Origin of the sequence: Synechococcus sp. CC9605, assembly GCF_000012625.1 — a bacterium.
Taxonomy (GTDB): Bacteria; Cyanobacteriota; Cyanobacteriia; order PCC-6307; family Cyanobiaceae; genus Parasynechococcus.
In genome coordinates this window covers 1,664,294-1,691,008 of record NC_007516.1, presented here as the reverse complement: position 1 = coordinate 1,691,008, position 26,715 = coordinate 1,664,294, and the positions used below count along the sequence as shown (strand labels likewise).

The following is a 26,715-nucleotide window of genomic DNA, read 5'->3' as shown; positions in this document are numbered from 1 at the left end:
TCTTTGACGACCCCAACCCTCCGAGGATTTATCCATGGCGCTCGTTCCGCTTCGGCTCCTGCTCGACCACGCCGCTGAGAACGGCTACGGCATTCCTGCGTTCAACGTGAACAATCTGGAGCAGGTCCAGGCCATCATGGAAGCGGCTGACGAGACCGACAGCCCGGTGATCCTCCAGGCCTCCCGCGGTGCCCGCAGCTACGCCGGTGAGATCTTCCTGCGTCACCTGATCCTGGCCGCGACCGAGACCTATCCCCACATCCCTGTGGTGATGCACCAGGACCACGGCAACGCCCCTGACACCTGCTACTCCGCTGCCATCAACGGTTTCACCTCCGTGATGATGGACGGTTCCCTGGAAGCAGACGCCAAGACTCCCGCCAGCTACGACTACAACGTCAACGTCACCAAGCAGGTGGTGGACTTCGCCCACTCCGTGGGTGTGAGCGTTGAGGGTGAGCTGGGTTGCCTGGGCTCCCTGGAAACCGGCAAGGGTGAAGCCGAAGACGGCCACGGTTTCGAGGGTGAGCTGTCCAAGGACATGCTGCTCACCGATCCCGCTGAGGCTGCCGACTTCGTTGCCAAGACCAAGTGCGACGCACTGGCCATCGCCATCGGCACCAGCCACGGCGCTTACAAGTTCACCCGCAAGCCCACGGGTGAAGTGTTGGCTATCAGCCGTATCGCTGAGATCCACAAAGCCATCCCCAACACCCACCTGGTGATGCACGGCTCCTCCTCCGTTCCCCAGGAATGGCTGGAGATGATCAACAAGCACGGTGGTGCCATCCCCGAGACCTACGGCGTTCCCGTCGAGGAAATCCAGGAAGGCATCCGCAACGGTGTGCGCAAGGTGAACATCGACACCGACAACCGTCTGGCCTTCACCGCAGCTGTGCGTGAAGCGGCCATGGCCGATCCTTCCAACTTCGACCCCCGCCACTTCAACAAGCCGGCTCGCAAGTACATGAAGCAGGTCTGCCTGGACCGTTACCAGCAGTTCTGGGCTGCCGGCAACGCCGGCAAGATCCAGCAGCAGAGCATCACCTACTACGCCGGCCTCTACGCCAAGGGTGCTCTTGATCCCAAAGCTGCCGTCGCTGCCTGATCCACACCATCAAACGATGCATCACCGGGGGCCGAAAGGCCCCTTTTTTTTGGCTCTGAGTCCAGAAGCTGAGCCTGGTGGATTCAGGGGATGTTGACCTTCAGATCCATCCGATTGTTCTGGCGGCGGTTCCGCGGTTCGATCACCAGCTCCTGTGGATCGGCGATCACGGCGATTGAGTGCTCCCCCGGGGGGAGCGGCCAGGACAAGCTGTAGCTCTCGCTTGCTCCCGCATTCATCCAGGGGATTTGCAAGTAGCGGTGATCGCTGAAGCGATCGTCGACGACCACAGCCACCCCCACATCACTCACATCAAGTGCACCGGCATTGCTGAAACTGAAGTGGATCTGCTCATCTCTGTATGTGAGCGTTTGGATGGCGAGATCACTGCAGAGCGACTCAATCGTCTGCAATGGGTAAAGCACCAGCTGTTCGATGCTTCCGAGGCGGGTGTTGGGGTGATCGTGGAGAACATGCCCCCCATAGGCCAGGTCGGTGCTGCAGCCGTGCAGATGCAGATGATCGCCTGCCTTGGGCACCGTCACGCGCCCCCGTTCAGGCTGACAGTCGAGGAACCCGCAGTAATCCCATTACATCGATTTGCCGAGATAGCGGATCGGATCGCCGGGCTGCTCTGGTGGCAGTGGCGCCAGGCGGTAGTGCTGGGGTCTGTCGTAGATGCTCGTCTCGGCTTGGCTTCCTGCGTCTGAATCACGGGGGAATGTATGGTTGCGTTGCTGTTGCCCCATGCAGAGCTTGGAGGCCACGGTGATCACCAGCTCATCCCAGTGCGCCAGCAGGCGGATGCCGTAGATGGATGCTTCTGCCAGGGCCCCGCGCTTGCATTCCTGCTCGATTGCGGCCCTGATCAGCTCCTGAGTTGGACGATGCGCCTGCTGCTTGAGTGGGCCGAGGTCCACGGGGTGACGCAGGGCCGTGAAATCCCCGGTGAAGCAGACGTAAGGAAAATGACCGCTACCGTCGCCAGGTTGCAGCCGAATGATGCTGCCGTTGTGGGCGATGCAGCGCCAGATGTCCGAGTTACCGGAAGCGTTGCGAAGGAATCTGAGTTCCCCGTTCTCCAAACTTGAGGTGGTGCCAAGCCCCAGCACGTCGCTTTTTAGGGGAATTCGTTCAAGCGGCAGGTGCTCCCGTATATCCCCCTGGATCAGATCGGACACCGTGTTTGCGATGGTGAGGTCGGCCAAGGGGGTGAGGCTGCACTGCTCCATCGCTAGCGGCAAAGGCCCCCAAGCACCACGGTTTCATCCTGCGATCAGGCCAACAGGCTGAGCAGGCCGTTGTTGCCATCCAGTTGCGCCTGCGCTCCCAAAGGCAAAGCCTGGTTGGGTTGACCATGGCCCAGCGGCAGATTCAGCACCAGTGGAATCCCAAGGTCGCCAAGGCGTTCTTCCAGAATCTCGTCCATTGTGAAATCCCCGGGAAGGATGTCGTCTTCAGCCCAGCTGAAGCGACCGCAGGCGATCCCTGCCAAGTGCTTCAACAGGCCTGCGCTGCGCCACTGGGTCAGCATCCGATCAACCCGGTAGGGCGCTTCGCCCACATCTTCCAGCACCAGGATGGCCCCCTTCAGGGAGGGCAGCCAGGGCGTGCCGATCAGGTGGGTCGCCACGGTCAGGTTGGTGACCACCAAGGGCCCGCGGGCGATCCCCCGTCTTCGTGGTTCGCCCAGCAGGGGTGCCACGGGACGGCCACAAAGCAAATCCACCGTGCGTTGCCACTGCGCCTCACTACCACCACTGGATCCATGGATGGCTCCCGGCAGGCCAGAAGCCCACTGGGCCAGCAGCAGGGAGCTGATGTCGGAGAAGCCCAGGCTCCATTTGGGACGTCGTGGAAAGCGAAAACCGGCTTCGAGAACGCGGGCGGCGCCCCAGCCACCGCTAACGGTCACCACGGCATCCACCGTTGGATCGTTCCAGGCTGATCTCAGATCCTGAACCCGTTCCTGGTCCGCTCCCGAGAAATAGCGCCATTGACGGGTGATGGTGGCAGGAATCTCCAGATGCCATTGCTGTTGATCACAGCGTTTGCGCAAGGCCTTTAGATCGGTGTCTGGATCCATCCAGGTGCCAGGGTTCACGGCGCGGATGCGTGATCCAGGTTTCAGGGGTTTCAGCCTGCGCTGGGCAGCCATCGCCCAGGGGGAGAGCAGGGCCGTGATGACCGTGGACGCCCCTGAAATCAGCAGCGTCCGGCGGGTTGGCATCAGCCCAGCAGGGCTTCCAGCATGCGGCGGCCGTCGGTGCCTCCTATGGCCGGATCGCAGGCCCGCTCGGGGTGGGGCATCAGGCCCAGAACGCTGCCGCTGGCATTGGTGATGCCCGCGATGTTGAACACCGACCCATTGGGGTTGTTTCCGTAGCTCAGGGCGATGGCGTCGTCGTCCTGAAGCTGCTTGAGCGTGTCATCGCTGCACTGGTAGCGGCCTTCACCGTGGGCGATCGGCAGGGTTAGAGCCCTGTCGTTGTACCCCTGCATCCAGGCCGTGCGTTGGCTCACCACCTTGAGCGGGGCGTCCTCACAGATGAAGTGCAGATTCTGGTTGCGGGTGAGTGCACCGGGGAGGAGGCCCAGCTCTGTAAGCACCTGGAATCCGTTGCAGATGCCGAGCACGCGACCACCCTTTGCCGCAAAGTCGATCAACGACTGCAGGGCTGGTGCGAAGCGGGCAATGGCGCCGCAACGCAGGTAGTCGCCATAGCTGAACCCGCCCGGCAGGATGATGGCGTCAAAACCGCTCAGGTCGGTCTCCTCATGCCAGACCCGGCGCGTGCTCATGCCCAGGCAACCATCGGTTGCCCATTGCACATCCCGATCGCAGTTGGATCCCGGAAATACGATGACCCCGATGCTCATGACTGCTCCAGCTCCAGGCTCCAGTCCTCGATCACTGGGTTGGCCAGCAGGCGATCACTGAGAAGTTCCAACCTGCGGCGGGCCTCGGCCTCGTCAGGAGCCTCCAGCTCCATTTCCACGGCTTTACCGATCCGCAGTTTGCTGAGGCCTTCCACCCCAAGTCGTTCAGCGGCACCACGCGCAGCTTCACCGGCTGGATCGAGCACAGAGGGGCGCAGACGCACGAGGACGCGGGCTTGAAAACGCGGCACGATCAGCAACTGGTCTGATCAAATCCTGACAGACACCAAACCCCGAAGAGATCCGGTGCGCCCCACCGGTTTGGCCATTGCCGAGCCGCATGGTGACGAGGAGGCCCCACTCCAGCGTGTCGCCCAGACCTTGTCCGTGTTTCAGATCCAGTTCTGGACCGCTGTTTTGCTGTTCATCGGCAGCTCTGCCGGTGCCAGCTCAGCTGCAGCGGCGACAGTGCGCTGCCGGATTGATCAGCAGGCCTGGAGTCCCTGCCGGATGGTCGTTGCACGTCCTGGAGAGCGCTGGGTGTCGATCTGGAAGCAGCAGCGCGTTGAATTCGTCCATGACGGCATGGGCCAGATGAGGATGCGGTTTGGTCAGGTCGAGGACTGGCGCGAGGTGCAACCCTTCTGGACGGCGGACCACAGCCTCTGTTGGGGTGCTGTCTGTGCCACGGGTGCCATCCCGCTGGAGTGAAACCGGGGTGATAAATCTGAGCTGAGGGCTGATTCCCGATGGCAGTTTTTTCTCTCCCTAGTTCCAGCTGCGGAACACCCGTTGAGATTCCGGGTCGTTACGGCTTCAAGTTGAAAAATGCCGGCATCACCAACACGGTGTTCACCCAATGTCGCCAGGGTGCATTTCTGGCCTCACGACGCGACAACATCTCTGGCCAGATCGCTCTCGGAACCAGGCCTGATCAGCGTCGCTTGATCCCTTTCACCGCCGCTGTTGCGGCCTTGGCCCTGTTGATTGGTGGGGTCGTCTGGCGTTCTGCCGTGCCGTTGGCTCAGGAGGCTTTGCCGGCGAGTGAATCTCCCTCCAAATAGAGTGTTTGGCTCGGGAAGGCGATGTCAATATCACGCTCTGCAAATGTCCTCATGATGTTGAGGTTGATCTCTTGTTGAGCGTTCAGTGCGATGGTGTAATCACGTGTATCGATGTAATAGACCAGCTCGAAATCAAGGCTTGAATCAGCAAATTCGGTGAAGTGGCAACGATCAAAGACTGTGTGATCTGCCGATTTGACTATATTTTCAATGAGAAAGGGTATTTCATGCATTTTATCGACAGAAGTACTGTAGGTTACACCAATTTTATAGATCATTCTCCGTTTATTCATGTCAGCAAAATTATATATAGTACTACCAGTCAGCGTTGAATTATTCATCACTATGATTTCCCCGCGTAGGTTGCGAAGACGAGTGGAACGTACTCCGATGTGTTCAATAGAGGCCCAGACAGATCCGATATTTATAAATTGACCGACGGTAAAAGGCTTGTCCAAGAGTATCATCAAATATGCAAATAGTTCCTGAGCGGGTTCCTTAAGTGCTAATCCAATGCCAATGCCGCCAGCGCTCAATATGCCCCATATAACCCCCATGCTGACCCCCATGCTCTGGAGTAGTGCCAGGAGACCAATGGCCCAAATAATGGCCTGGATGAGAGGCGTCAATGCCTCCATTAAGATGGTTAATTCTTCATCTCTTTTTCTTCTTGCTAGGCCTTTAAGGAATCTAATGCTAATACGATTGGCTGCTCGGACAAGGGTAAAAGTTAACATCACCCTGAGAACAATCTCGTATATTTCCTGGATGTTTTCGTTGAGACTTAGATCTTCTTTGATTAAGTAAAAAGTGAGTACTACGCCAAGGGGGACTATCGCCTGGCCTATGGTATTTGCGACGAAATCGTCAAAATCAGTTGCTGTCTTTCTTGTGATACGACTTATTGCTTTCCTAAAAATTAGTAAAGCTGTAAAAGTGACTCCAAATCCAATCAGTAGGTCAGTAGCAATTTTTGCAAACATTATATCGAATTGTAATTGCTTTAATTTTGATACAAATCTGCCTCAGCCGCAATATTTATTTGCGACTTAGGACGATCGTAAAGTTGTTCGCTGGCATGGAGACCACGTCGCCGGTTTTGAAGCCTGCCTTGGCGGCAACGGCTGTCACCTGGTTCAGTTCTCTCAATCCCCACAGATGGTTGCGTTCCTTCAGGGATTGGTCGAAGGCGGCATTGCTTGCACTCGTGTGAGCCCCATTGCGCATGAACGGGCCATAAATGATCAAGGGGGCTCCGCTGGGCAGCAGCTGGGCGGATTCTTTGAAGACGGCATCCGTGCAGCTGGCCGGACTGATATGCAGCAGATTGATGCAAACCACAGCGTTCAATGCCGCTCGGACCTTCTGGGGGAGGGGCCAGGGCTGCCTTTCAACATCAAGGTTGAGAGCTTCTGGCATCACCGGGCTCAGACCCTGGTGCTGGATCCAGGCGTTGATGCTGGCGCGATGGTCTGGATCTGGATCGCTGGCCTGCCAAAGCAGATGGGGGAAACGCTGCTGAAAGCAGACGGCATGCTCACCACTGCCGCTGGCCAGTTCCAGCACAGCTCCTGAGGCGGGCAACAGCTGGCGCAGCAGGTCTCCGATGGGACCGCGATTGCGTTCCGTGGCCGGAAAAAAAAGCCGTTGATCCATCGTCAGCTTGGGCAGGGGGCAGCGCTTTGCGTGCAGTTGCGGCGCAGTTCGGCCAGCCAGGCCTCCAGTGCTGCAAGCGCATCCGGTTGTAGGCAGTAGTAGATCCAGCGGCCGCTCTGCCGATCCGTCAGCAGCCCCGCCTCGCGAAGCACCCTCAGATGAAACGAGAGCTTCGACTGGGGGATGTTGAGATCACCGGTGAGGTCACAGACGCAGCGTTCACCCTGCGCCAGCGCATGGATCACGTTGAGGCGGATCGGGTCGGCCAGTGCTTTGAGTAGCTGCCTCGACTGCTCGCGATTGAGGGTGTTCTGGATCATTAGAGCAGTCTCCCCCGCTCTGCTTGGATCAACATAATTTGATTGATGAAAGGGGCTGGCATGCGGATTGGCATCAATGGCTTTGGACGGATTGGTCGCCTGGTGTTCCGAGCCCTCTGGAGCCGTCCTGGCATTGAACTCGTGCATGTCAATGATCCCGCTGGCGATGCAGCAACGGCGGCCCACCTGCTGGAGTTCGATTCGGTCCATGGTCGCTGGGATCGAGGAATCACCAGCAGTGCTGATTGGTTCAGCGTGGAGGGATCCGCACTCACCTGGTCCAGCGAGAAAGACCCCACCGCCGTGCCCTGGATTGATCGGGGGGTGGAGATGGTGCTTGAAGCCAGCGGCAAGATCAAAACGCCGGAGACCCTTAACCCTTATTTCGAGCAGGTGGGTTTGAAGCGTGTGGTGGTGGCCTGTCCCGTGAAGGGTGTTGTCGCCGGTGAGGACGCGCTCAACATCGTTTATGGGATCAATCACCACCTCTATGAGCCGGCGCGACACAAGTTGGTGACGGCCGCCTCCTGCACCACCAATTGTCTGGCGCCGGTGGTGAAGGTGGTGCACGAGAGCTTCGGAATCGAACACGGCCTGATCACCACCATTCACGACATCACCAACACCCAGGTGCCGATCGATTCCTTCAAAACCGATCTGCGCCGGGCGCGCTCCGGGCTCACCTCCTTGATCCCTACCACCACCGGCTCGGCCAAGGCGATCGCGATGATCTTCCCCGAGCTGAAGGGCAAGCTCAACGGTCATGCCGTTCGTGTTCCTCTGCTGAATGGATCGCTCACCGATGCGGTGTTCGAGCTCAAGCAGAGCGTCACGGTGGAGCAGGTGAATGCTGCCTTCCACGCAGCTGCTGGAGGGCCGTTGAAGGGAATCCTGGGTTACGAGGAACGCCCGTTGGTGTCGTGCGATTACACCAACGACAACCGCAGCTCGATTGTCGACGCCCTTTCGACGATGGTGGTGGATGGCAACCAGCTGAAGGTGTTTGCCTGGTACGACAACGAATGGGGCTACAGCTGCCGCATGGCCGATCTCACATGCCACGTGGTGGGGCTGGAGGCATGAAGCTTTCCCCTCTGCAGCAGTACGGCATCGTCACCGCCAATTACTGGGCCTTCACTCTCACCGACGGCGCCCTGCGGATGCTGGTGGTGTTCCATTTTCATCAGCTCGGCTACACCACCCTCGAGATCGCCCTCCTGTTTATCTTTTATGAGTTGTTCGGGGTCGTCACCAATCTCTACGGCGGTTGGATCGGTGCCCGCTACGGGCTTCGTCTCACCCTCTGGGTGGGGACGCTGCTGCAGATTCTTGCGCTGCTGATGTTGATGCCCGTCGCCGCCAGTTGGCCGAAATTGTTGAGCGTGATCTATTTGATGTTCGCTCAGGCCATCAGCGGCATCGCCAAAGACCTCAACAAGATGAGTGCCAAGAGCGCCATCAAGACGGTGGTGCCCGAAACACCGGATGATCAGCAGCAGGGGCAGCAGCAGCTGTTCAAGTGGGTGGGAATCCTTACTGGGTCCAAGAACGCCCTCAAGGGTGTGGGGTTCTTTCTCGGTGGGGTGCTGCTGACCGCCTTTGGCTTCAATGCTGCCGTGGGCTGGGTGGCGGCAGGCCTCACCCTCGCCTTCCTGCTCACCCTGGTGCTGCCCGGGGAGATCGGAAAGATGAAGTCCAAGCCGGCCTTTTCATCGCTGTTCTCCAAGTCCCAGGGCATCAACGTGCTGTCTCTGGCGCGATTCTTTTTGTTTGGTGCTCGGGATGTCTGGTTCGTGGTGGCCTTGCCGGTGTTTCTCGAGGCTTCTCTGGGCTGGAGTTTCTGGGAGATCGGCGCTTTCCTCGGTCTGTGGGTGATTGGCTACGGCATCGTCCAGGGATCAGCTCCTGGCCTGAGACGACTCTGGGGGCGGACCACGTCCCCGGGAGTGTCTGCGGTGCAGTTCTGGAGTGCTCTGCTCACCGCCATTCCCGCCCTGATTGCAGTTGCTCTATTGCGTGAGGTCGATGTGGCCGTCGCCATCACCGCCGGTCTTGCCGCCTTCGGAGTGGTGTTCGCAATGAACTCATCGATTCACTCGTACATGGTGTTGGCCTACACCGATTCGGAGAGCGTCAGCCTCAACGTGGGCTTCTATTACATGGCCAATGCTGCAGGCCGCTTGGTGGGAACCTTGCTCTCGGGGGCGGTGTTCATGCTCGGCAAAACCGAAGCCGCGAGCATGCAGGCCTGCCTCTGGGCGTCATCCCTGCTGGTGTTCTTGTCCTGGTTCAGCAGCCTCAGGCTGCCGGCTGTGCGAAACGCCACTTGATCAAGGCATGGGCGAAGCAGGACGAGGCCAAACTCTGAATATCTGCTGGATATCTGCTGAATATCGCTGAGTTGGTAGGCATTCAGACACCCTCGAACAGGGATTTTCTGCTGAATGGATGTATTCGTTTCTAAACTGATGCGTGACGAACCTGGCAGCCCCGATTGTCGTTTGGTCATTGACGCCAAACGATCCTTGGAGGATGTGCTGCGTTTGATCGCTGATCTGCCCCATACAGACCACATGCGCCGGCAGCTGCTGTCGGTGTACAACCAGCTGGAGGGCATGCACGATCTGAAACGCAGTGGTGGCGCCAATGTGTCGTTTCGTTCGGCCGATTGGAGTTCCTCGGCGAAGTGATCCGGGTTGCACCGATAAGGTCAGGCATCGCCTTTCGCTCTCCAAAGGATGTTTGAAAACGACCGACGTCCCGCATGGCTCAACTGGGTCTTCCTTGGGATGTTCCTTTGGTCGTCGTGGCAGCTTTTTGGTTTCTGGTCCCAGCGTCTCAGTGGTTAAGGGGCTTTAGACCAATACGCCGGTCAAGCGCAGCGTTCCCCACAGGTCGAAGACGCAAAAAATCAGTCCGATCACGATGATGTCCCAAGCTTTGTGGCGGATGGCCCAGGGGGCAAGGAACAACTCCGCAATCCCATGCAGTGCCGTTCCAATGGTGATGTGCTCCAGCACCAACAGACCATGGGCCACCAGGAACAGTGCGCTGGCGATACACCGCATTAGGACTTGCCAGGAACCGAGCAAAGCCTGCTGAGTTGGATGGTCGATCACCTTAAAGCGTGCTGTTGTCTGGGCTCAAGCCGGCTTCAGATGACACGCCCTGTATTTCTTGGAATGTGAATATCAAGATCGAATCGCTAAGTTGAAGTTCTCATCCCTTGGATGTCCCTAATGGGCCTTCAGCAATCAATTGGTGGTCAACTCAAAAAGCGCAAAGAGTTGCTTTACAACCTCGGAGCGATTTCGTCCTATGCCTCGATGCTCACATTCTTCTGGCATGGCGTGAGTATGTTGGTCGCCAAGGAGCATCCCAAGCACACCTTGGTTGTGTATGCCGCTTTGACGTTTTTTACGATCGTGGTGATGGCTCCCTACAAGTGGGACAAAAAGTGGATGCGGATTAAAACCTCGATCGGAATGTTGGTCTTTGGTTTGTCGCTGTTGATCTATTTGTTCTGTTGGTTTGTGTATTGATTTGACGTGCGTGGATTTCAATCGCTTCAGACTTGTCGAACCCATCGGTCTGTCTGTGGGAGTCAGATCGATGGGTTGATTGGGTTCACAACCTAATTTTTTGTGGTGGAGTCGCTTGTTTAGTCCTTGTAGGGATAGTTGTTTGGAACAAAGAATTGCTCGTTAAAAGGAGGCCGTTTGTAGCTTCCTTGCTTTGGGCGCTTGGGCATCTTGATGGGTGGAGGTGTCATGTCTTCGTAGGGCACCTTGCTGAGAATGTGACGCAGGCAATTCAGGCGCGCGCGGCGCTTGTCATTGGCCTCCACGGTGAACCATGGGGCTTCCGGGATGTGCGTCTTGGCAAACATGGTGTCCTTTGCTTTCGAATACTCCACCCAGCGGTTGCGTGACTCGATGTCCATCGGACTCATCTTCCAGCGACGCTCTTCGTTATCAATGCGTTCCTGGAAACGCTTCTCCTGTTCATCATCGTTAATGGAGAACCAGTATTTGAGCAGCAGGATTCCGTCCTGCACCAGCATTTGCTCAAATTGTGGGCACGAGACATAAAACTGCTCCACCTGTTCGCGTGTCGCGAAGCCCATCACCTTTTCCACACCGGCGCGGTTGTACCAGCTCCGGTCAAAAACAACGATTTCTCCAGCACTTGGAAAATGCTCCACATAGCGCTGGAAGTACCACTGGCTTTTCTGATGCTCGGAAGGCGTGCCCAGGGCCACCACTCGACATCCCCTTGGGTTCAAGGGCTCAGTCAGCCGTTTGATCGACCCTCCCTTGCCTGCGGCGTCTCGCCCTTCAAACAGGATGATCATGCGAAAGCCGGTGGCTTTCACCCAGTACTGCATTTTGACCAGTTCCGTCTGGAGTTTGGCCAGCTCTTTTTCGTAGACCTTTTTGTTCAGCCGTTTGTGCTTGTTGGAAAATCCCTCCTGCAGTTCCACCATGATTTCCTGCGGACGGTCAACATCGCCATCGCTGTAGTGATCGATGGCCTCGAGAACGGCTGTCATGTCGTGGTCGCTGGACTGGCTCATGCTTGAGGTGGATCGCCAGTTCATTTCTGCCAGTGATGTCATCTGAGGGCAGGATCCCAACAGGGTTTTTACGGAATGTCCGGCTCTTTCGTCTCATTCAGCGGAAGGTTGATGATCACGGCAAAGCGGCCCGGATCGCCGTTCCCCTGGCGAAAACTGAGCCGTCCAGCGTGGGTGCGAACCACATGGTTAACGATCGCCAGTCCCAGGCCGCAATGGCCTTGACGCCCTCGTGCTGAATCCAGGCGCTGAAAAGGTTGCAGGGCCCGTTCCCAGGCGTTGGTGGGCATTCCCTTCCCCTGGTCCCACACTTCAATCGTGACCTCAGCTCCTTGCTTGCGCAGCCGAACGACAACCGGTGTGTTGCCATGATTGAAGGCGTTGTCGACCAGGTTGCTCACGGCGCGGCTGAGGGCAACCGGTCGAATCCGTAAATGGATCGGACTGAGCTCGAGCTTCAGTTGGTCCTTCGGGTGCCCCGCCACAGCTTCAGCCAGCCATTGATCCAACGGACAGGCAACGCACTCTTCCCGCTCACCGCCTCCGGCATACAGCAGAAACTGGCCTGTAATGCGCTCCAAAGCCTCCAGATCGCTTTGGCAGCGGGTTCGTTCCTCGGCGTTTAGCTCCGGCATCGACAAACGGAACTGCAGCCGTGTGAGGGGTGCTCGCAGATCGTGGGCGATGCCAGCAAGCATCGTGGCGCGTTCTCTTTCCCCTTCAGCCAGTCGGGTCACCATTGCATTGAAGCGCCGGGAGATCCGGCGGACTTCTGCTGAACCTTCTTCGGGGACAGGATCGCGGTTGGTGTCTCCTCCCACCCGAGAGACCGCGTCCTCAAGCTTGCGAAGAGGACGGGCGACATCCAGCAGCAGATACAACACCCCGGTCATCACCACAGCGCCCACCAGGGCCAGCAGCAGCAGTGTTGGCGGCGGCGGCAAGGCGCGCGCCATGGGCAGGGGGGTGCGCAGCCAGACCGGTTCCAGGGGAGAGAACAGTTCAATCCACACCTCTGGTGTGCCTGCCCTGCTGGGGGCAGCCCGGAGCACACGGCAGTGCGAGAGACGAGAGCAAAGCACCTGCTTCAGCTCCTGGCGTCGCTGGGCCGAGGCCTGCGTTTCTCGACCTGGAGCTGCTGGTCGTTCACTTACTTGAAGTTCCAGACCGGTCAGTTCGCTGATCAGTGCAGGTGGGTAACGCTCCAGAGTCAATTCGGCGAGGCGGATGTTCAACGCCAGATCCCGCCCCAGTTGCAGCGTCTGAATCCGCTCCAGTTGCCGGCCGAACAGAGCTTGCAGCAGCAAGAGTGCCAGCATCCAACAGGCCAGCAGGGCCGTTCCCCAGGCACCGAAGCGAGCCAGACCTCTACTCAGTCCCCGTTGGCGAGGCATCTCAGCGGGATCTCGGCGTGCCGTCTGGCACAAACACGTAGCCATAGCCCCAAACCGTTTGCACATAGCGCGGGCGGGTGGGATCCGGTTCCACCAGCTTGCGCACCCGCGACACCTGAACGTCCATGCTGCGGCTGTCGGTGTCGCTCCCTGGACCTCGGGCCAGTTCAATCAGGCGTTCCCGCGAGAGGGGGCGATGGGGATAACGCACAAAGGCGGCCAGAAGGCTGAACTCACCGCTGGTGATCACCACCGGCTGGTTGTTCTGCAGCAAGGTGCGGGCGGAGAGATCGAGTTGGTTGTCGCCAAAGCGGATGCATTCCCCACATTCCACCGGTGTTCCCGCCGGCATGGCATTGCGCCGCCTGAGCACGGCTTCAATTCGAGCCGTCAGTTCCCTGGGCAGGAACGGTTTGGCCAGATAGTCATCGGCACCTTGCTCGAGGCCGATGATCCGATCAACCCCATCGGCGCGCGCGGTCAGCATCACAACAGGCAGATCATCGCCGGCATCCCGAAGCCTCCGCAGTGCCGTCAATCCGTCGTCGCCGGGAAGCATCAAGTCGAGGACCACCAGATCTGGGCGTTGGCATTCCAGACGTGCCTCGAATTGCTTCACATCGCAGAGGCTGCGCACGTCGTAGCCCTGGTCTATCAGGTAAGTGCCGACCATCTTTCTCAGCTCCGGGTCGTCGTCCACCAACCAGATCATGGTGTCTCTGGACATGCCCATCAGCGGATGGGCTGATGGTATGCAGTGGCTTGGCATCTGTCCCTCTCCGGTAGGACCCAGTCACAGCTCAGCAGCCGCTGGTCATGCATCAGTCATCGTCAGAGCTGCTCACGCTCCATAGGCTGGTGGCATGACTGCGCCAAAAGCCCTCCGTGTGCTCGGCCCGTTGGCATTGGCGCTGAGCCCCATGGCGTTGCAGGCCGCCCCGGGTGACAAGACCATGCGTGTCTACAGCACCAGGATGGAGACTCTGTTCATCCGTTTGGACGTCAACAGAGACGGTCGATTGGATGCCTCGGAAGTGCAGGGTCGACGTGCCCTGAGGCGTGTGCTCAAACGCCAGAACAATCGCTCCTATCTCCTGCTGGAGGATTTGCGTCTTCAGGACTCATCCCCGAGCGGCCCACGCCTGAAACGTCATTTCAAGAAAGCCGACCGTGATCGGAACCGTCGCCTGGATCGAAAAGAAGCGAAGCGCATCCCCTGGATCAGTCGCAACTTCAAGGCCTTGGATGGTGATCGAGATGGAACAGTGACCCTTCAGGAGTTGTGGAACCATCAGCGCTCCCTGGCGCCGCGTTAGCGGGGACCCTTCGCGGGAGGAGCGATCACCAATCGGATGATGCGAATCAACCTCCAGAGCGCACCAAGCAGGAGGATGACCGCCACGACCGCGATAGCCGCGATCAGCACAATAGCAGCGAGACCTAGCATGGCTTCCAGCAGTTGCTGAACACCACCGATCAGATCATCGATGGCCTTGCTCAGCAGCAGCATGATGTCGACCTGCTGGGGCAACTGGTGCAGAAGCACAGCGATGCCAGCGACAGCAGCCAGCATCAGAACGACGACCGCTAGTTGGCGCAGGACGGGGCCATAAGGGAAGTGGCGGCGGGGGCGGAAGACCCGTCGTTGGTCGAGTTTGCTGTTACGGCGCGCCTTCCTCATGGCATGGTGCAGATCAGAGTGCCGTCAATGCGGCGATTCTGAAGCGTGTTTCCTGCACGTCAACGGTCGGCCTGTGTTTCAGGCTTGTCCACCGGTGCTGCTGCCGGCGATGTCTCCTTGGTTTCCGGAGGCAGAGGAACAAGCCACGCCGTGGCGATGGTGCATGCCAGGGCCATCCCGGCCAGAAGGGGAGGTCCGAGGCGTTTTTGCAGAGGAATCCGATCGACGATCTCCTGACGCTTCAAAGGGCGGTCCTCGGGGAACGTCCAGGCGAGCTTGACGCGGCTGTCGAGCCGCAAGCGATCGAGGCAACGCACCAGATCGGCCAGTTCGGCGTCATCGAGCCTGAGCTGCAACGGCTCAACGCCCTCACGGCTGCTGCGCAGTTCCAGCCGATGGTTGGTCTGATCCGGCGCAATGCTCACAAAACCGCTCTCCTGGCCAAAACGGCGCCTTACGCCAGACAAGCGATGTCTGGCGTAAGGCATCACCGCTGCCATCAGAGCCTCGAGATGATCTCGGGTTCCTTCCAGTTCCGGTGCTCCGATCAACTGCAGCCGCCAGGACGACAGGATGCCGATCGCCTCATTGGAGTGTCCGGCGGAGAGGTCGGGAAAGCCTTCCACCACAAGCCGTGCTGCAGTCTGTTCGTATTGGTAGGTCGTTTTCAGCATGGTCGGCCTAAGGCGTGGGGTCGAGCAGGGTTGCGCGGAGTCGATCGATTCCTCCTGGGCCTGCGCAGAACGCCAGGGTGCTGATCAGCTGACGGTGCAGAGGGCCTGCCGGCTCCATGGTCAGGAGGCGAACAACGGCTTCCCGGCGCTGATTCATCCGTTCTTCGATGAGGTCGCGCAGGCGCTCATGGAACAACTGCCAACGCTGTTGGGTGAGCTGTTCCGGTTCGCGGCTCGAGAGGAGCTGGTGGAGCATGGGGTAGAGCCGATCTGCCATGGCACACACCAGGCAGATCAGTGAGTCGGCGTCCACTGGGTTGAGCTGGTCCCGCCGGGTGGTGCGCCGGAGGGGGTTATGACAGCGCCGCTTCCAGAGTTCAACTCGGTTGGGGAATTGCGCCTGAAGGCCCATCTGCTGACTGGTCCAGACCATCGCCTCCCCACCGTTGAGATCCAAAGCCTCGATAGTCAGCAGCAAGAGGTCGAGGCGCTCGACGCCCCGCCGGCTGAGGCGCGCGCCGTCGGTGGGTGCGCTGGGGGCTGGAGCTTCAGTCATGGCTGCGATGATGCCAGGGGCACCGCCATTGCGTCACCTGGATTTGGATCTTCAGTCGCACATTCGCTCAATTCCAGACTTTCCCAAGCCTGGAATTCTGTTTCGGGACATCAACCCGCTCCTGCGGTCGCCCGAGGCCATGGCCGAGGTGATCAGCCAGTTCGGCCGGATCTGCGACCAGGTGAAGCCTGATCTGATCGTGGGGATCGAATCCCGGGGGTTCATTTTCGGGGCACCTTTGGCCAGCGACCGACGGCTTGGCTTCGTGCCTGTGCGGAAGCCCGGAAAGCTGCCCGGTGAGGTGGTCGGTCTGGATTACGCCTTGGAGTACGGCACCGATCGGCTCGAGATTCAAGCCGATGCCCTTGAACATTCACCCCGGGTCCTGGTGGTGGACGACTTGCTAGCCACCGGTGGAACGGCTGCAGCGACGGGACAGCTGGTGGAGCAGGCCGGTGGTTGCTTGGTGGGCTTCGCCTTTGTGATCGAGCTGGAGGGGTTCGGAGGCCGTCGGGCGTTGCCTGCGGGCCAACCCGTGGAAGCGTTGTTGCGCTACGGCTGATTGTTCTGCCAGTCGAAGACCTCTTCCAACTGCTGCAAACTCAACAACCCGAAGCTCCACAGAACGATTGGGAGAGGCGCTTGTTCCAGTTCAGCCTGGCGTTGCCCCAGGTCCAGGGCGCTGGGACTCAACCCCAAACGGAGCTGAAGGAACTGCAGCAGCGCGTCCGTCGCTGGGGGTTGTCGCTGGCTGGACATGACCATGGTCGCGACCCACGCTTGGCTCAGTTTGGCAAGGCCCGCCAGAGCTGCATGGGGCCGTCACTCATGGCCCGCAAGCTCAGTTGGCGCAACCCAGAGAACCGCTTCAGCAGCAGCAGAGCCAGGCGCCGTAGGGGAAGCAACAGCGGTTGGCGGTTGGAGAACACCCGCACCAGGAGATCCGTCGCCACGCCCACCTGGAGCACATCGAGCCAGCGGCTCATCCCGTAACGCCGAGCGATTGCTGCGGCGCTGCCGCCCTGCTCCACGGCGCGCAGCAAGCCTTCCACATCACGCCAGCAGAGATTGAGCCCCTGGCCTCCAACGGGGTGGCAGCGGTGGCCCGCTTCGCCGATCAGCACGCCCCGTCCGCGATGAAAGCGGTGAGCCAACAGCCATTGTTGCGGGAACGCTCGGGGTTGATCGAGCAGACGATCCGGTTCAATCCCCTCCGGCAGAACAGCGGCCAGCTGATCGAGAAAAGCACTGCGCTGCAGTGTGCTGCGCTGCTGGCAACGCTGCCAGGGTGCACTCCACACCACCTGGAAGGTTCCCTGCCCCAATGGCAGAACAGCGAAAGGACCTTCCGGACGAAACAATTCGCAGGCCCTGTCATGGGGGAGCCCCCGCAGGGCGACTTTGGCGGTGAGACACCCCTGTTGATAACGGATGCCCCAGTGACGGATGCCCCAGGCCTCTCGTGTGGGGGAGCGCGGTCCATCAGCTGCCACGATCAGGGCATCAGCGCCTGGATCAGGGCACGGTTCGGCCAGGTGCATGGCGACGTTGCCGTGGGTCTCCAGCCGGGCCAGCAACAGCTTCATCAAGGGCCGGTGGTCGAGGATCCAACCAATGCCGTCGTGGTTCTGATTGGCTGATGCCAGGTCGTCCTGGCCGAAGAGAACGCGAGCGTTGGTGGCCCCGTCCCGCAAATCCAGGTCGCGGAAGGGCACTAAGGCTTCGCGCAGGTCATGCCAAAGGCCGAGGTTGGTCAACAGCCTTCGACTGGAGTGGGTGATGGCGTATGCCCGACTTCTGGCTTGAAGTTCCGATGCCGTCAGCGGGTCAAACAGGACCACTCGCTGACCTTGGAGGCCGAGGGCAAGAGCTGTGAGGGCGCCGGTGGGACCAGCGCCCAAGATATGAATCTCTGGAGGGGATGCAGCCATTCAGGGAGTCTGGTCAGCAATCCCGATTCAGTGCGAGGCGATCAGCCCAGGCCGAGCAGCCCGTGTACGAAGGATTCGCCGCCCAGGGCCAGCTCGGTGGCCAGCAGAGCAATGAACCCCAGCATGGCCATGCGGCCGTTCAGTTTCTCGGCGCGGTCGTGGAAGCCCCAGCCCTGCGTTGCTTCAACCACTTCCATGCGGGGTTCCGTGGCGAAGGCGTTGAGGCGGCCGCCATCTTCCATGGTGACCTGTGCACCGCGCACGACAGGAGTGGTGGGAGAGGATTGGGACATGGGTGCCGTCGTTGAATTGATAAGAAGTGTAAACCAGGTTTAAGAAATGTTCAGCGGTGGCTTTTCAGCGACGACTGCTCAGGCGGAGTTGGCAAAGCTCCTCAAAGGCGGGGCGGAGCAGGAAGGGGTACTCGCCAACCCAGATCCGCATGCCCGGCAGCCAGGCATCGCTGAGGGCTCCGATCTTTGAGAAGTCCTTGCGCTCGCTGAGCACCAGGCAGCGGATCAGGCTGCCGCGGCGGATCGACTGGTGCTTTTTCTCCATCGGAAAGGCCACCCGGCCGAGATACCCCTCCTCGTCTTCGAGTTCGAGCAGCATCCAGGTGCGTCGGTTCTCCACGAGTTCCAGTCGCCCGCGGCTGTCGGCCTGCTCGTGGCGGTTTTCCACCCGCTCTCGCGTGATCACGTCCGCTACCTCGCCCTCAAACAGGGCAGCAGCGGGATAGCGCCGCAGCGTGGCGTTGCGTTGGCCGGCCTGAACGATCGGGCCCCAAAGCACATAGAGGAAGAACACAACGCTGATCACCAGCCAGACGGGACCCCAGCGGCTGCCCAGCTGCGCCTGGTTGTAAATCAGGAACGTGATCACCCCGCCGATGGCGGCGATCATCAGGCGCTGCAGCACCTCCTGAGGGTTGCCGAGGGCAACGCGGAACTGGGTGCCGGTGGCAACAGCAGGGATGAGCCGTTGCAATTCGCCGGGGCGGAGCGGAATAAGCATGGTGTCGCCTTCAGATCAGGCGCTCAAGGCCATACACAAGGCTGCCGAGGTTGCCCACCTTGCGCACCGTCAGCAGCACGCCGGGCATGTAAGCGGAACGATCAATGGTGTCGTGACGCAGGGTGTAGGTCTCCCCGGGGGCACCGAACATCACCTCTTGGTGAGCCACCAGGCCAGGCAGCCGCACGGAGTGAAGCCGCAGGCCACTGTCCCGCTGTCCGCCGCGGCAGCCCGCCAGGGATTCGTGCTCGTCCACTTCCTCGGGATTGAAGCTCTTTCCCAGCTCCTCCATCAGCTCAGCGGTTTTGATGCAGGTGCCGCTGGGCGCATCCGCTTTGCGGTTGTGGTGCAGTTCCGTCAGTTCCGCGTGGTCGTAGAACCGTGCCGCTGCGGCTGCGGCTTGCTGCAAGAGCACCATGCCCACTGAGAAATTGGGGATCACGGCCCCACCCACGGACGCCTTGGCCGAGAACTCGGTGAGGTCGTTGAGTTGTTCAGGCGAGAGCCCTGTGGTTCCGATCACGGGGTGAACGCCGTAGGCGATCGCCGCACGGGTGTGCTCGTAAACAACAGAGGGGTGGGTGAAATCCACCAACACAGCGCCGCTGCCGCTGTCCCGCACCGATTGGCTCACAGCGCAGAGACAGCCTTCGAAATCAGCCGTCACGGCCACCTCCAGTTCGCCCAGGCCCAGCTCCAGGCCCACGTCTGCACCCTCTTTGCCGGGGGTGTTGTCGATGGCGCCAACCAGGCTGCAGTCTTCGGCTCCCACCACAGCCTTGATCACCTCGGCGCCCATGCGCCCGAGGGCACCGGCAACAACGACGGGAATCGGAGCGGTCATGAAAGCGCAGCAGACGCTTCAAAGCCTATGGGTCAGCTCGTGTAACGGCCGATCAGAAATCCTCGCGCCGCAAGGGCCAGTCGCCGTAAGGTTCTTCGCATTGCTCAAAGCGCGCTGATGTTCACACAGGTCCGCTCCGCCGATCGCCGCGTTGCTCCTGTGGAGGGCCAGAACCACAAGTCCGTCATGAAGGCGGTTTACGTGGTGCTGGAGCCCCAATACCAAAACGCCCTCACCCAGGCAGCAACGGCTCTCAACGCTTCTGGTGGCGATCTTGGGATCGAGTTGTGCGGCTATCTGATTGAAGAACTCCGCGACGACGACAACTACGCCGGTTTCTGTGCCGATGTGGCTGAAGCTGATGTCTTCGTCGCCTCTTTGATCTTCATTGAAGATCTGGCGCAAAAGGTTGTGGACGCCGTTGCCCCGCACCGCGCCCGCCTCAAGGCGGCTGTTGTTTTCCCGTCCATGCCTGAAGTCATGCGGCTGAACAAGCTGGGCAGCTTCTCGATGGCCCAGCTCGGTCAGAGCAAGAGCGCCATCGCAGGCTTCATGAAGAAGCGAAAGGAAGCCGGAGGTGCTGGCTTCCAGGACGCGATGCTCAAGCTGCTGAACACGCTCCCCACCGTTCTCAAGTACCTGCCGGTTGAGAAGGCTCAGGATGCCCGCAGCTTCATGCTCAGCTTCCAGTACTGGCTGGGCGGTACCCCCGACAACCTGCGCAACTTTCTGTTGATGCTGGCTGACAAGTACGTCTTCCCAGCTGCAGAAGGAAAGGAACGTCCAGCCATGGAGGTGGCGGAGCCTGAGGTGTTCCCCGACCTCGGCATCTGGCATCCCCTGGCTCCCTCGATGTTCGAGGACCTCAAGGAATATCTGAACTGGACGTCCAGCCGCACAGACCTGTCTGAGGAGGCCCGCAAAGGTCCGGTGATCGGTTTAGTGCTGCAGCGCAGCCACATCGTCACCGGTGACGATGCCCACTACGTAGCCACCATCCAGGAGCTGGAGTTCCGCGGTGCCCGCGTGATTCCGATCTTCTGCGGCGGTCTCGACTTCTCCAAGCCGGTCAATGCCTTTTTTTACGACCCCCTGAATCCTGAGCAGCCGCTGGTGGACGGCATCGTCTCCCTCACCGGTTTTGCACTGGTTGGAGGCCCGGCCCGCCAGGACCACCCCAAGGCGATTGAGTCGCTGAAGAAGCTCAACCGCCCTTACATGGTGGCTCTCCCCCTTGTCTTCCAGACCACCCAGGAGTGGGAACAGAGCGACCTTGGCCTGCACCCGGTGCAGGTGGCTCTACAGATCGCCATACCGGAACTGGATGGCGCCATCGAGCCCATCGTTCTCTCGGGCCGTGACGATGCCACCGGCAAGGCGCACACCCTTCAAGACCGGGTTGATGCCATTGCTGAGCGGTCCATCCGCTGGTCATCGCTGCGGATCAAGCCCCGCACCGAAAAGAAGCTTGCGATCACCGTGTTCAGCTTCCCTCCCGACAAGGGCAATGTCGGCACCGCGGCTTACCTCGACGTTTTCGGCTCCATCCATCGGGTGATGCAGGAGATGAAAGCGAAGGGCTACGACGTTCAGGACTTGCCCTCCACGCCTCGAGAACTGTTGGAGGCTGTCATCAATGACGCCGATGCCATGCAGGGCTCTCCTGAGCTGTCCATCGCCCATCGGATGAGCGTCGAGGAGTACGAGCGTCTGACGCCTTACTCCGAACGCCTGGAAGAGAACTGGGGCAAGCCCCCCGGCAACCTCAACAGCGATGGCCAGAACCTGCTGGTTTTCGGTCGCCACTTCGGCAACGTCTTCGTTGGCGTTCAGCCCACCTTCGGCTACGAGGGTGATCCGATGCGCTTGCTCTATTCCCGCAGCGCCAGCCCCCACCACGGTTTCGCCGCTTACTACACCTATCTGCAGAAGATCTGGAAGGCTGATGCGGTGCTGCACTTCGGCACCCACGGCTCGCTCGAATTCATGCCCGGCAAGCAGATGGGCATGAGCGAAACCTGCTACCCCGATTCATTGATCGGTGCGCTGCCCAACCTCTACTACTACGCCGCCAATAACCCCTCCGAGGCCACCATCGCCAAGCGTCGTGGTTATGCCTCCACCATCAGCTACCTCACCCCTCCGGCTGAAAATGCCGGTCTTTACAAGGGGCTGAAGGAACTGGGTGAGCTGGTGGGCTCCTACCAGCAGCTGCGCGAGGGTGGCCGCGGGATTCAGATCGTCAACACGATCATCGAGACGGCACGTCAGTGCAACCTTGATAAGGACGTTGACCTTCCTGAGGAGGACGCCTCGACCCTCGAACTCGATGGACGCGATGACCTAGTGGGTGCCGTCTACCGCCAGTTGATGGAGATCGAAAGCCGTCTCCTGCCCTGTGGCTTGCACACCATTGGCAAGCCTCCCACCGCTGAGGAAGCTGTTGCCACCTTGGTGAATATTGCTGCTCTCGAGCGTGAGGAGGATGGTCTTCGCTCACTCCCCGGCCTGCTGGCTGAGGCGATGGGCCGCTCGATCGAAGACATCTACAAAGGCAACGACGAGGGTGTACTCGCCGATGTTGAGCTGAACCGCACGATCACGGAGACGTCCCGCGCTGCCATCGGCGCCATGGTTCGCATGCTCACCGGTCGTGATGGTCGGGTCAGCCTGCGCAACAGCTTCGGTTTGTTCTACGACCTGCTTGCCAAGTTCGGCTTCAAACTTCCTTCCCCGTGGCTGAGGGCCTGCTGCACCGCTGGCTTCGTGCAGATCGATTCCACAGAGCTCGACAAGCTCTTTGCCTATCTGCGCTTCTGCCTTGAGCAGGTGTGTGCCGACATGGAGATGGAGAGTCTGCTGAAGGCTCTCGATGGTGAATACATCCTTCCGGGCCCCGGGGGTGATCCGATTCGCAATCCAGGTGTGCTACCCAGTGGCAAGAACATCCATGCCCTCGACCCGCAGGCGATTCCCACCAGGGCCGCGGTGGCTGCAGCCAAGAGTGTTGTCGACAAGTTGATTGAGCGTCAGCGCGAGGAGCAAGGCACCTGGCCCGAAACCATCGCCTGCGTGCTCTGGGGAACCGACAACATCAAGACCTACGGCGAATCCCTGGCTCAGATCCTCTGGTTCGTCGGCGTCAAGCCAATGGCGGACTCCGTGGGTCGGGTGAACAAGCTTGAGCTGATTCCCCTTGAGGAACTCGGTCGCCCCCGCGTTGACGTGGTGGTGAACTGCTCCGGTGTGTTCCGCGATCTGTTCATCAACCAGATGGCGCTGATCGATCAGGCCGTGAAGATGGCTGCCGAGGCCGATGAGCCTCTGGAGCAGAACTTCGTTCGCAAGCACGCCCTCGAGCAGGCGGAGAAAGAGGGTACGAGCCTGCGGGATGCGGCGTGCCGGGTGTTTTCCAACGCCAGCGGCAGCTACAGCTCCAACGTGAACCTCGCGGTGGAGAACAGCACCTGGGAGGAGGAAGGTGAACTGCAGGAGATGTACCTCTCCCGCAAGACCTTTGCCTTCAACGCCGACAACCCTGGTGAGATGAACCAGAAGCGTGAGGTGTTCGAGAACGTGATGAAGACGGCGGATGTCACCTTCCAGAACCTCGATTCGGCTGAGATCTCCCTCACCGATGTGAGCCACTACTTCGACTCCGACCCCACCAAGTTGATAGCCGGCCTGCGTGATGACGGCAAGGCTCCCACAAGCTACATCGCCGATACCACCACGGCCAACGCTCAGGTGCGCTCGCTGAGTGAAACGATTCGCCTGGATTCACGCACCAAGCTGCTGAATCCCAAGTGGTATGAAGGCATGCTCGACTCCGGCTACGAGGGTGTGCGAGAGGTGGCCAAGCGCCTCAACTTCACTCTTGGTTGGAGTGCCACCAGTGGCGCCGTTGACAACTTCGTGTACGAAGAAGCCAACGAGACCTTCATTAATGACCCGGAGATGCGTAAGCGTCTGTTGGAACTCAACCCCAACAGCTTCCGCCAGATCGTGGGCACCCTGCTCGAAGTGCATGGTCGAGGATACTGGGAGACCTCAGACGAAAACATTGAGCAGCTGCAGGAGCTGTATCAGGAGGTTGAGGATCGGATTGAGGGTGTTGTCACCGACAGATCTACGATCAACTGATGAATACCAAAGACAGAGCTCCTTACGGGCTCTGGCTTTGGTATTGGCGATGAATGAGTTGCAATGCAATTCAGGGTTGCAATACGTTGAACTCTGCATGCCTTGCGGTTGGTCTGATCTCTGCTGTTTTGAAATCAACTCCAGCCCACTGTTGATACATGCTTAATTTGCGTTTTTTCCCTAATCCAAAGGGTTGAAGTTCGTCAGGTAGATCATTGAAGCAACGGATTGACTCAGGGGCGTTGTTGAGACTGCCAAGCAGTGTGTGTACGCGTTTGAGTGCCCGAAGGTTGTAATGGTGCCAATTGCTGTGATCGCTCCAATGGGTGGCTGAGTGCTCTTTGTCTGTACGTTCTGTCTTGTAGAGATGAAACAGCAGCAGGCGATTCGGGGCGTAGATGTTGAAACCGGACGTCCACAGTCGTGCCGACATGGCAACCTCTTCCCCATGGAAATAGAGATCGGGGTCGTAGGGCACTTCGCGCACGATTGATCCTGGGCCGAACAGGAATCCTCCGGCGATAAAGGCCCCGGGGATGGGTCGATCAGGTTGTTCTTCTGGAAGTTGAAATCGACTGATGCCCCGCAGATTGAGGATGCCGTCGGCATCGAAACCGGCGGCTGCCATCACAGGCAGGGTTGATGTCTGCAAACGGCACGGCTGTTGAAAGCCGTTGGGGTAAACACTGAGAACGGCACCTGCATCGCTGCATTCCTTCCAGGTCTTCAGAAGCAGGTCATCCCAGTGCTCCACAGCCCGCATGTGGCTGTCGATCTGCAGCAGAAAGTCTTCTCCGCCGTAAACATCTTGAGCCTGGCGTCGGGCCCAGCAGGCTCCGCGGCTTTCAGTTGCATCGAACCGGATGCTCGTGAGGTGTGGATGATCCGGAAATGTGCTTGTTCCCCAGTGCGGCGGATCGTCAGCAGCCAGTTGCAGGCAGATGCCGAAATGCAGGCGCTCTGGCTGGGCCGCCCGCTCAATCAGGTTGTGCAGTGTGGCCGGGAGATCCGGATCCCGGTAAGCCGCGATCTGAACAAAGATCGTCGATCTCACCAGAGTGCAGCCGCCATGCGCAGCGTCTGGCTGATGGGGCCCACATCGTGCACCCGCAGCACGGCAGCACCCGCCTGGGCGCAGCGGCAGGCCACGGCAGCAGTTCCCCAGAGCCGCGCCTTCGGGCGTGGCTCATCGAGCACGGCACCGATGAAGCGTTTGCGTGAAGGGCCGATCAGCACCGGTCGTGGCCCTGCTGTGAGTTGTTCCAGATCCCTCAGCAGCTGCAGGTTCTGCTCATGGGTCTTGGCGAAGCCGAGACCGGGATCCCAGATGATTTGGCTCTCATCAACGCCGGCTTGAAGCGCGGCTTCACTGCGCTCCAGCAACGCCTCTTTCACATCTGCCACGACATCGGCATAGGTCGTGAGCTGATCCATGGTTCGGCTGTCACCGCGGCTGTGCATCAGCACCACTGGACAGCCCGCATCGGCGACCACCCGGAGCAGATCCGGATCCCGCCGGCCGCCGCTCACATCATTGATCCAGTTCGCACCTGCGTCCAGTGCCTTGGCGGCCACCGGCGCCAGAAACGTGTCGATGGAGATCAGCACCTCTGGGCAGTGCTGCCGGATGCTCTTCAGCGCAGGTAGAAGCCGTCGCAACTCCTCATCGGCGCCCACCTCCTCTGCGCCGGGGCGGGTGCTTTGCGCTCCCAAATCCAACACGTCCGCTCCGCGGCTCAGTTGCCGCTGAGCTTCAGCAAGAGCCCGTTCGCTCGCCAGAAATCTCCCTCCATCACTGAAGGAATCTGGGGTGACGTTGATCACCCCCATCACGGCTGTGCGTTGGCGCCAACCCTGGGGCCAGCCGCCTGAATCAAGCCGCTTGGTAGTTGGCAATCCGTCCAAAGCTTTCGGGCTCCAAGGAAGCACCCCCCACCAGCACCCCGTCGATATCGCTCATGCCCATCAATTCATCAATGTTGCTGGGTTTGACGGAGCCGCCGTACTGAATCACCAGATCGGGGGAGCCCACCCAGCTTCGGATCAGACCACAGATGCGGTTGGCTTCTTCGGCAGCGCAGGTTTTGCCTGTGCCAATCGCCCAGATCGGTTCGTAGGCCACCACTAATTTTTCGGCATCGAGACCCTCCAGGCCCTGCTCGATCTGGCGGCGGATCACCCGTTCGGCTTCGCCCCGTTCTCGTTGCTCATCGCTTTCGCCAACGCAAACGATCGGAATCAGACCGTTGGACTGGGATGACCTGGCCCGGTGGTTGATCTGCTCGTCACTTTCACTGAAGTATTTCCGCGGTTCGCTGTGGCCCACGATTGTGTGGGTCACACCATGCTCCTTGAGCATCGCTGGGGAGATCTCTCCAGTGAAGGCACCTTGACCTTCCCAGTGCACGTTCTGGCTCGACAGGCAGACGCGGGAATTCCGGCTGAGTTCCGCCATGGTCGACAGGGCCGTGAAGGGCGGTGCCAGCACCAGGTCGCGGTCGTCCGGGGTGTCAGCAATCAATGGCAGGAAGGCTTCCATGAACTCCCGCGACTGTGCACAGGTCATGTGCATCTTCCAGTTGCCAGCGATCACCGGTCTGCGCACGCCTTGCTTCCCCATGGAATGTGGCAGCCAACTTACGGCCCGGTCGCGTTTTCATCCCCGACAACGGACTCCTCACCAGCAAGCACAACCCGATCTCCCGGAGAAAGCTGACGTCCCCGCCGGGTTTCAACGCTTCCATTCACCTCCACTTCACCCATCTGGATGCGTTGCTTCGCTTCACCGCCGGTGGAGACCCAACCCTTCCATTTCAGGAACTGATCCAGCTTCATTGGAGAGAGTTCTGAGCTCACCATTGATACTGTGCCGCG

34 protein-coding genes are annotated in these 26,715 nt (G+C 59.7%); 10 read left to right on the top strand and 24 right to left on the bottom strand.

Annotated features, from left to right (window positions below):
- Nucleotides 1-34 precede the first annotated feature (34 nt).
- Nucleotides 35-1,108, top strand: coding sequence for a class II fructose-bisphosphate aldolase (fba, locus tag SYNCC9605_RS09280; protein WP_011364811.1), 1,074 nt, complete (start codon nucleotides 35-37; stop codon nucleotides 1,106-1,108).
- Nucleotides 1,109-1,191: 83 nt separating this feature from the next.
- Here fba and SYNCC9605_RS15565 read toward each other — a convergent pair whose 3' ends face one another.
- From SYNCC9605_RS15565 to purS, 5 genes are read right to left on the bottom strand one after another with little or no spacing between them, the layout of a single operon-like run.
- Nucleotides 1,192-1,653 carry a CARDB domain-containing protein gene (locus tag SYNCC9605_RS15565; RefSeq protein ID WP_011364810.1) on the bottom strand — a complete coding sequence of 154 codons (462 nt, stop codon included), beginning with the start codon at nucleotides 1,651-1,653 and terminating at the stop codon, nucleotides 1,192-1,194.
- A 45-nt stretch (nucleotides 1,654-1,698) separates the two neighbouring features.
- Nucleotides 1,699-2,340: a hypothetical protein gene (locus SYNCC9605_RS15560; protein ID WP_257929059.1), complete on the bottom strand. Its 642-nt coding sequence runs from the start codon at nucleotides 2,338-2,340 to the stop codon at nucleotides 1,699-1,701.
- A gap of 44 nt (nucleotides 2,341-2,384) precedes the next feature.
- A complete protein-coding gene (locus SYNCC9605_RS09270; protein ID WP_011364808.1) occupies nucleotides 2,385-3,338 on the bottom strand; it encodes a S66 peptidase family protein in 954 nt (317 codons plus the stop codon).
- On the bottom strand, nucleotides 3,338-3,988 hold the full coding sequence (purQ, locus tag SYNCC9605_RS09265; RefSeq protein WP_011364807.1) for a phosphoribosylformylglycinamidine synthase subunit PurQ: 651 nt from the start codon (nucleotides 3,986-3,988) through the stop codon (nucleotides 3,338-3,340). The genes SYNCC9605_RS09270 and purQ overlap by 1 nt, the downstream gene beginning before the upstream one ends.
- Entirely contained in the window at nucleotides 3,985-4,239 is a 255-nt protein-coding gene (purS, locus tag SYNCC9605_RS09260; protein ID WP_011364806.1) for a phosphoribosylformylglycinamidine synthase subunit PurS, read from the bottom strand. The genes purQ and purS overlap by 4 nt, the downstream gene beginning before the upstream one ends.
- Before the next feature lie 55 nt (nucleotides 4,240-4,294).
- Here purS and SYNCC9605_RS09255 point away from each other — a divergent pair, with 55 nt between their 5' ends.
- Complete coding sequence (locus SYNCC9605_RS09255; protein WP_011364805.1) at nucleotides 4,295-4,699, top strand: hypothetical protein; 405 nt, start codon at nucleotides 4,295-4,297, stop codon at nucleotides 4,697-4,699.
- A 38-nt stretch (nucleotides 4,700-4,737) separates the two neighbouring features.
- Complete coding sequence (locus SYNCC9605_RS09250; RefSeq protein WP_011364804.1) at nucleotides 4,738-5,052, top strand: hypothetical protein; 315 nt, start codon at nucleotides 4,738-4,740, stop codon at nucleotides 5,050-5,052.
- Here the strand turns inward: SYNCC9605_RS09250 and SYNCC9605_RS09245 are convergent.
- Genes SYNCC9605_RS09245 through SYNCC9605_RS09235 form a run of 3 tightly spaced genes read right to left on the bottom strand, consistent with a single transcriptional unit; the run spans nucleotide 5,013 to nucleotide 7,028 of the window.
- Nucleotides 5,013-6,035 carry a mechanosensitive ion channel family protein gene (locus SYNCC9605_RS09245; protein ID WP_011364803.1) on the bottom strand — a complete coding sequence of 341 codons (1,023 nt, stop codon included), beginning with the start codon at nucleotides 6,033-6,035 and terminating at the stop codon, nucleotides 5,013-5,015. The two genes, SYNCC9605_RS09250 and SYNCC9605_RS09245, sit on opposite strands and share 40 nt — an antisense overlap.
- A 55-nt stretch (nucleotides 6,036-6,090) precedes the next feature.
- A complete protein-coding gene (locus SYNCC9605_RS09240) occupies nucleotides 6,091-6,708 on the bottom strand; it encodes a DUF938 domain-containing protein (protein WP_011364802.1) in 618 nt (205 codons plus the stop codon).
- A 2-nt stretch (nucleotides 6,709-6,710) separates the two neighbouring features.
- On the bottom strand, nucleotides 6,711-7,028 hold the full coding sequence (locus SYNCC9605_RS09235) for an ArsR/SmtB family transcription factor (protein ID WP_011364801.1): 318 nt from the start codon (nucleotides 7,026-7,028) through the stop codon (nucleotides 6,711-6,713).
- A gap of 60 nt (nucleotides 7,029-7,088) precedes the next feature.
- Between SYNCC9605_RS09235 and SYNCC9605_RS09230 the strand changes: the two genes are divergently transcribed.
- The 3 genes from SYNCC9605_RS09230 to SYNCC9605_RS09220 all read left to right on the top strand — a co-directional run bounded on the left by SYNCC9605_RS09230 (nucleotide 7,089) and on the right by SYNCC9605_RS09220 (nucleotide 9,718).
- On the top strand, nucleotides 7,089-8,111 hold the full coding sequence (locus tag SYNCC9605_RS09230) for an ArsJ-associated glyceraldehyde-3-phosphate dehydrogenase (protein ID WP_011364800.1): 1,023 nt from the start codon (nucleotides 7,089-7,091) through the stop codon (nucleotides 8,109-8,111).
- Nucleotides 8,108-9,358 (top strand): organoarsenical effux MFS transporter ArsJ, encoded by a 1,251-nt coding sequence (gene arsJ / locus SYNCC9605_RS09225; protein ID WP_011364799.1) that lies wholly within the window; start codon nucleotides 8,108-8,110, stop codon nucleotides 9,356-9,358. The genes SYNCC9605_RS09230 and arsJ overlap by 4 nt, the downstream gene beginning before the upstream one ends.
- A gap of 138 nt (nucleotides 9,359-9,496) precedes the next feature.
- The gene (locus SYNCC9605_RS09220) at nucleotides 9,497-9,718 is read left to right on the top strand and encodes a hypothetical protein (RefSeq protein ID WP_041435027.1); all 222 of its coding nucleotides are present in this window, start codon (nucleotides 9,497-9,499) and stop codon (nucleotides 9,716-9,718) included.
- 165 nt (nucleotides 9,719-9,883) lie between these two features.
- On the opposite strand, the gene SYNCC9605_RS09215 is transcribed toward SYNCC9605_RS09220, so the two are convergent.
- A complete protein-coding gene (locus SYNCC9605_RS09215) occupies nucleotides 9,884-10,096 on the bottom strand; it encodes a hypothetical protein (protein ID WP_011364797.1) in 213 nt (70 codons plus the stop codon).
- A gap of 171 nt (nucleotides 10,097-10,267) precedes the next feature.
- Between SYNCC9605_RS09215 and SYNCC9605_RS09210 the strand changes: the two genes are divergently transcribed.
- Nucleotides 10,268-10,570: a hypothetical protein gene (locus SYNCC9605_RS09210; RefSeq protein ID WP_156783090.1), complete on the top strand. Its 303-nt coding sequence runs from the start codon at nucleotides 10,268-10,270 to the stop codon at nucleotides 10,568-10,570.
- 119 nt (nucleotides 10,571-10,689) lie between these two features.
- Here the strand turns inward: SYNCC9605_RS09210 and ppk2 are convergent, their stop codons facing one another.
- From ppk2 to SYNCC9605_RS09195, 3 genes are all read right to left on the bottom strand, one after another.
- Complete coding sequence (gene ppk2 / locus SYNCC9605_RS09205; RefSeq protein WP_257929046.1) at nucleotides 10,690-11,514, bottom strand: polyphosphate kinase 2; 825 nt, start codon at nucleotides 11,512-11,514, stop codon at nucleotides 10,690-10,692.
- A gap of 158 nt (nucleotides 11,515-11,672) precedes the next feature.
- Nucleotides 11,673-12,998 carry an ATP-binding protein gene (locus tag SYNCC9605_RS09200; RefSeq protein WP_011364794.1) on the bottom strand — a complete coding sequence of 442 codons (1,326 nt, stop codon included), beginning with the start codon at nucleotides 12,996-12,998 and terminating at the stop codon, nucleotides 11,673-11,675.
- Nucleotide 12,999: 1 nt separating this feature from the next.
- Nucleotides 13,000-13,725 carry a response regulator gene (locus SYNCC9605_RS09195; RefSeq protein ID WP_198002443.1) on the bottom strand — a complete coding sequence of 242 codons (726 nt, stop codon included), beginning with the start codon at nucleotides 13,723-13,725 and terminating at the stop codon, nucleotides 13,000-13,002.
- Between the two features lie 136 nt (nucleotides 13,726-13,861).
- Here SYNCC9605_RS09195 and SYNCC9605_RS09190 point away from each other — a divergent pair, with 136 nt between their 5' ends.
- The gene (locus SYNCC9605_RS09190) at nucleotides 13,862-14,314 is read left to right on the top strand and encodes an EF-hand domain-containing protein (RefSeq protein ID WP_011364792.1); all 453 of its coding nucleotides are present in this window, start codon (nucleotides 13,862-13,864) and stop codon (nucleotides 14,312-14,314) included.
- Here SYNCC9605_RS09190 and SYNCC9605_RS09185 read toward each other — a convergent pair.
- From SYNCC9605_RS09185 to SYNCC9605_RS09175, 3 genes are read right to left on the bottom strand one after another with little or no spacing between them, the layout of a single operon-like run.
- Nucleotides 14,311-14,679, bottom strand: a complete 369-nt coding sequence (locus SYNCC9605_RS09185) for a hypothetical protein (protein WP_011364791.1) — start codon at nucleotides 14,677-14,679, stop codon at nucleotides 14,311-14,313. The two genes, SYNCC9605_RS09190 and SYNCC9605_RS09185, sit on opposite strands and share 4 nt — an antisense overlap.
- Before the next feature lie 59 nt (nucleotides 14,680-14,738).
- Entirely contained in the window at nucleotides 14,739-15,353 is a 615-nt protein-coding gene (locus SYNCC9605_RS09180; protein ID WP_011364790.1) for a DUF4335 domain-containing protein, read from the bottom strand.
- Nucleotides 15,354-15,360: 7 nt separating this feature from the next.
- Entirely contained in the window at nucleotides 15,361-15,909 is a 549-nt protein-coding gene (locus SYNCC9605_RS09175; protein WP_011364789.1) for a DUF3038 domain-containing protein, read from the bottom strand.
- Between SYNCC9605_RS09175 and SYNCC9605_RS09170 the strand changes: the two genes are divergently transcribed.
- Nucleotides 15,908-16,471, top strand: a complete 564-nt coding sequence (locus tag SYNCC9605_RS09170; RefSeq protein ID WP_049749471.1) for an adenine phosphoribosyltransferase — start codon at nucleotides 15,908-15,910, stop codon at nucleotides 16,469-16,471. The two genes, SYNCC9605_RS09175 and SYNCC9605_RS09170, sit on opposite strands and share 2 nt — an antisense overlap.
- Here the strand turns inward: SYNCC9605_RS09170 and SYNCC9605_RS09165 are convergent.
- The 5 genes from SYNCC9605_RS09165 to dapB all read right to left on the bottom strand — a co-directional run bounded on the left by SYNCC9605_RS09165 (nucleotide 16,462) and on the right by dapB (nucleotide 19,698).
- Nucleotides 16,462-16,674, bottom strand: coding sequence for a DUF2949 domain-containing protein (locus tag SYNCC9605_RS09165; protein ID WP_011364787.1), 213 nt, complete (start codon nucleotides 16,672-16,674; stop codon nucleotides 16,462-16,464). The genes SYNCC9605_RS09170 and SYNCC9605_RS09165 overlap by 10 nt on opposite strands.
- A gap of 20 nt (nucleotides 16,675-16,694) precedes the next feature.
- The gene (locus SYNCC9605_RS09160) at nucleotides 16,695-17,840 is read right to left on the bottom strand and encodes an FAD-dependent monooxygenase (protein ID WP_011364786.1); all 1,146 of its coding nucleotides are present in this window, start codon (nucleotides 17,838-17,840) and stop codon (nucleotides 16,695-16,697) included.
- A gap of 41 nt (nucleotides 17,841-17,881) precedes the next feature.
- Nucleotides 17,882-18,133, bottom strand: a complete 252-nt coding sequence (locus tag SYNCC9605_RS09155) for a high light inducible protein (protein ID WP_011364785.1) — start codon at nucleotides 18,131-18,133, stop codon at nucleotides 17,882-17,884.
- Nucleotides 18,134-18,197: 64 nt separating this feature from the next.
- A complete protein-coding gene (locus tag SYNCC9605_RS09150) occupies nucleotides 18,198-18,854 on the bottom strand; it encodes a hypothetical protein (RefSeq protein ID WP_011364784.1) in 657 nt (218 codons plus the stop codon).
- A gap of 10 nt (nucleotides 18,855-18,864) precedes the next feature.
- Entirely contained in the window at nucleotides 18,865-19,698 is an 834-nt protein-coding gene (gene dapB / locus SYNCC9605_RS09145) for a 4-hydroxy-tetrahydrodipicolinate reductase (RefSeq protein WP_011364783.1), read from the bottom strand.
- A 117-nt stretch (nucleotides 19,699-19,815) separates the two neighbouring features.
- Between dapB and SYNCC9605_RS09140 the strand changes: the two genes are divergently transcribed.
- On the top strand, nucleotides 19,816-23,841 hold the full coding sequence (locus tag SYNCC9605_RS09140) for a magnesium chelatase subunit H (RefSeq protein WP_011364782.1): 4,026 nt from the start codon (nucleotides 19,816-19,818) through the stop codon (nucleotides 23,839-23,841).
- Between the two features lie 70 nt (nucleotides 23,842-23,911).
- On the opposite strand, the gene SYNCC9605_RS09135 is transcribed toward SYNCC9605_RS09140, so the two are convergent.
- The 4 genes from SYNCC9605_RS09135 to SYNCC9605_RS09120 are packed head-to-tail and all read right to left on the bottom strand — an operon-like array spanning nucleotide 23,912 to nucleotide 26,676.
- A complete protein-coding gene (locus SYNCC9605_RS09135; RefSeq protein ID WP_011364781.1) occupies nucleotides 23,912-24,895 on the bottom strand; it encodes a GlcNAc-transferase family protein in 984 nt (327 codons plus the stop codon).
- Complete coding sequence (gene folP / locus SYNCC9605_RS09130; protein WP_156783089.1) at nucleotides 24,892-25,746, bottom strand: dihydropteroate synthase; 855 nt, start codon at nucleotides 25,744-25,746, stop codon at nucleotides 24,892-24,894. Before folP ends, SYNCC9605_RS09135 begins: the two co-directional genes overlap by 4 nt.
- Complete coding sequence (gene tpiA, locus SYNCC9605_RS09125) at nucleotides 25,715-26,446, bottom strand: triose-phosphate isomerase (RefSeq protein WP_041435720.1); 732 nt, start codon at nucleotides 26,444-26,446, stop codon at nucleotides 25,715-25,717. Before tpiA ends, folP begins: the two co-directional genes overlap by 32 nt.
- A gap of 32 nt (nucleotides 26,447-26,478) precedes the next feature.
- Complete coding sequence (locus SYNCC9605_RS09120; protein WP_041435023.1) at nucleotides 26,479-26,676, bottom strand: RNA-binding S4 domain-containing protein; 198 nt, start codon at nucleotides 26,674-26,676, stop codon at nucleotides 26,479-26,481.
- Nucleotides 26,677-26,715: the final 39 nt, after the last annotated feature.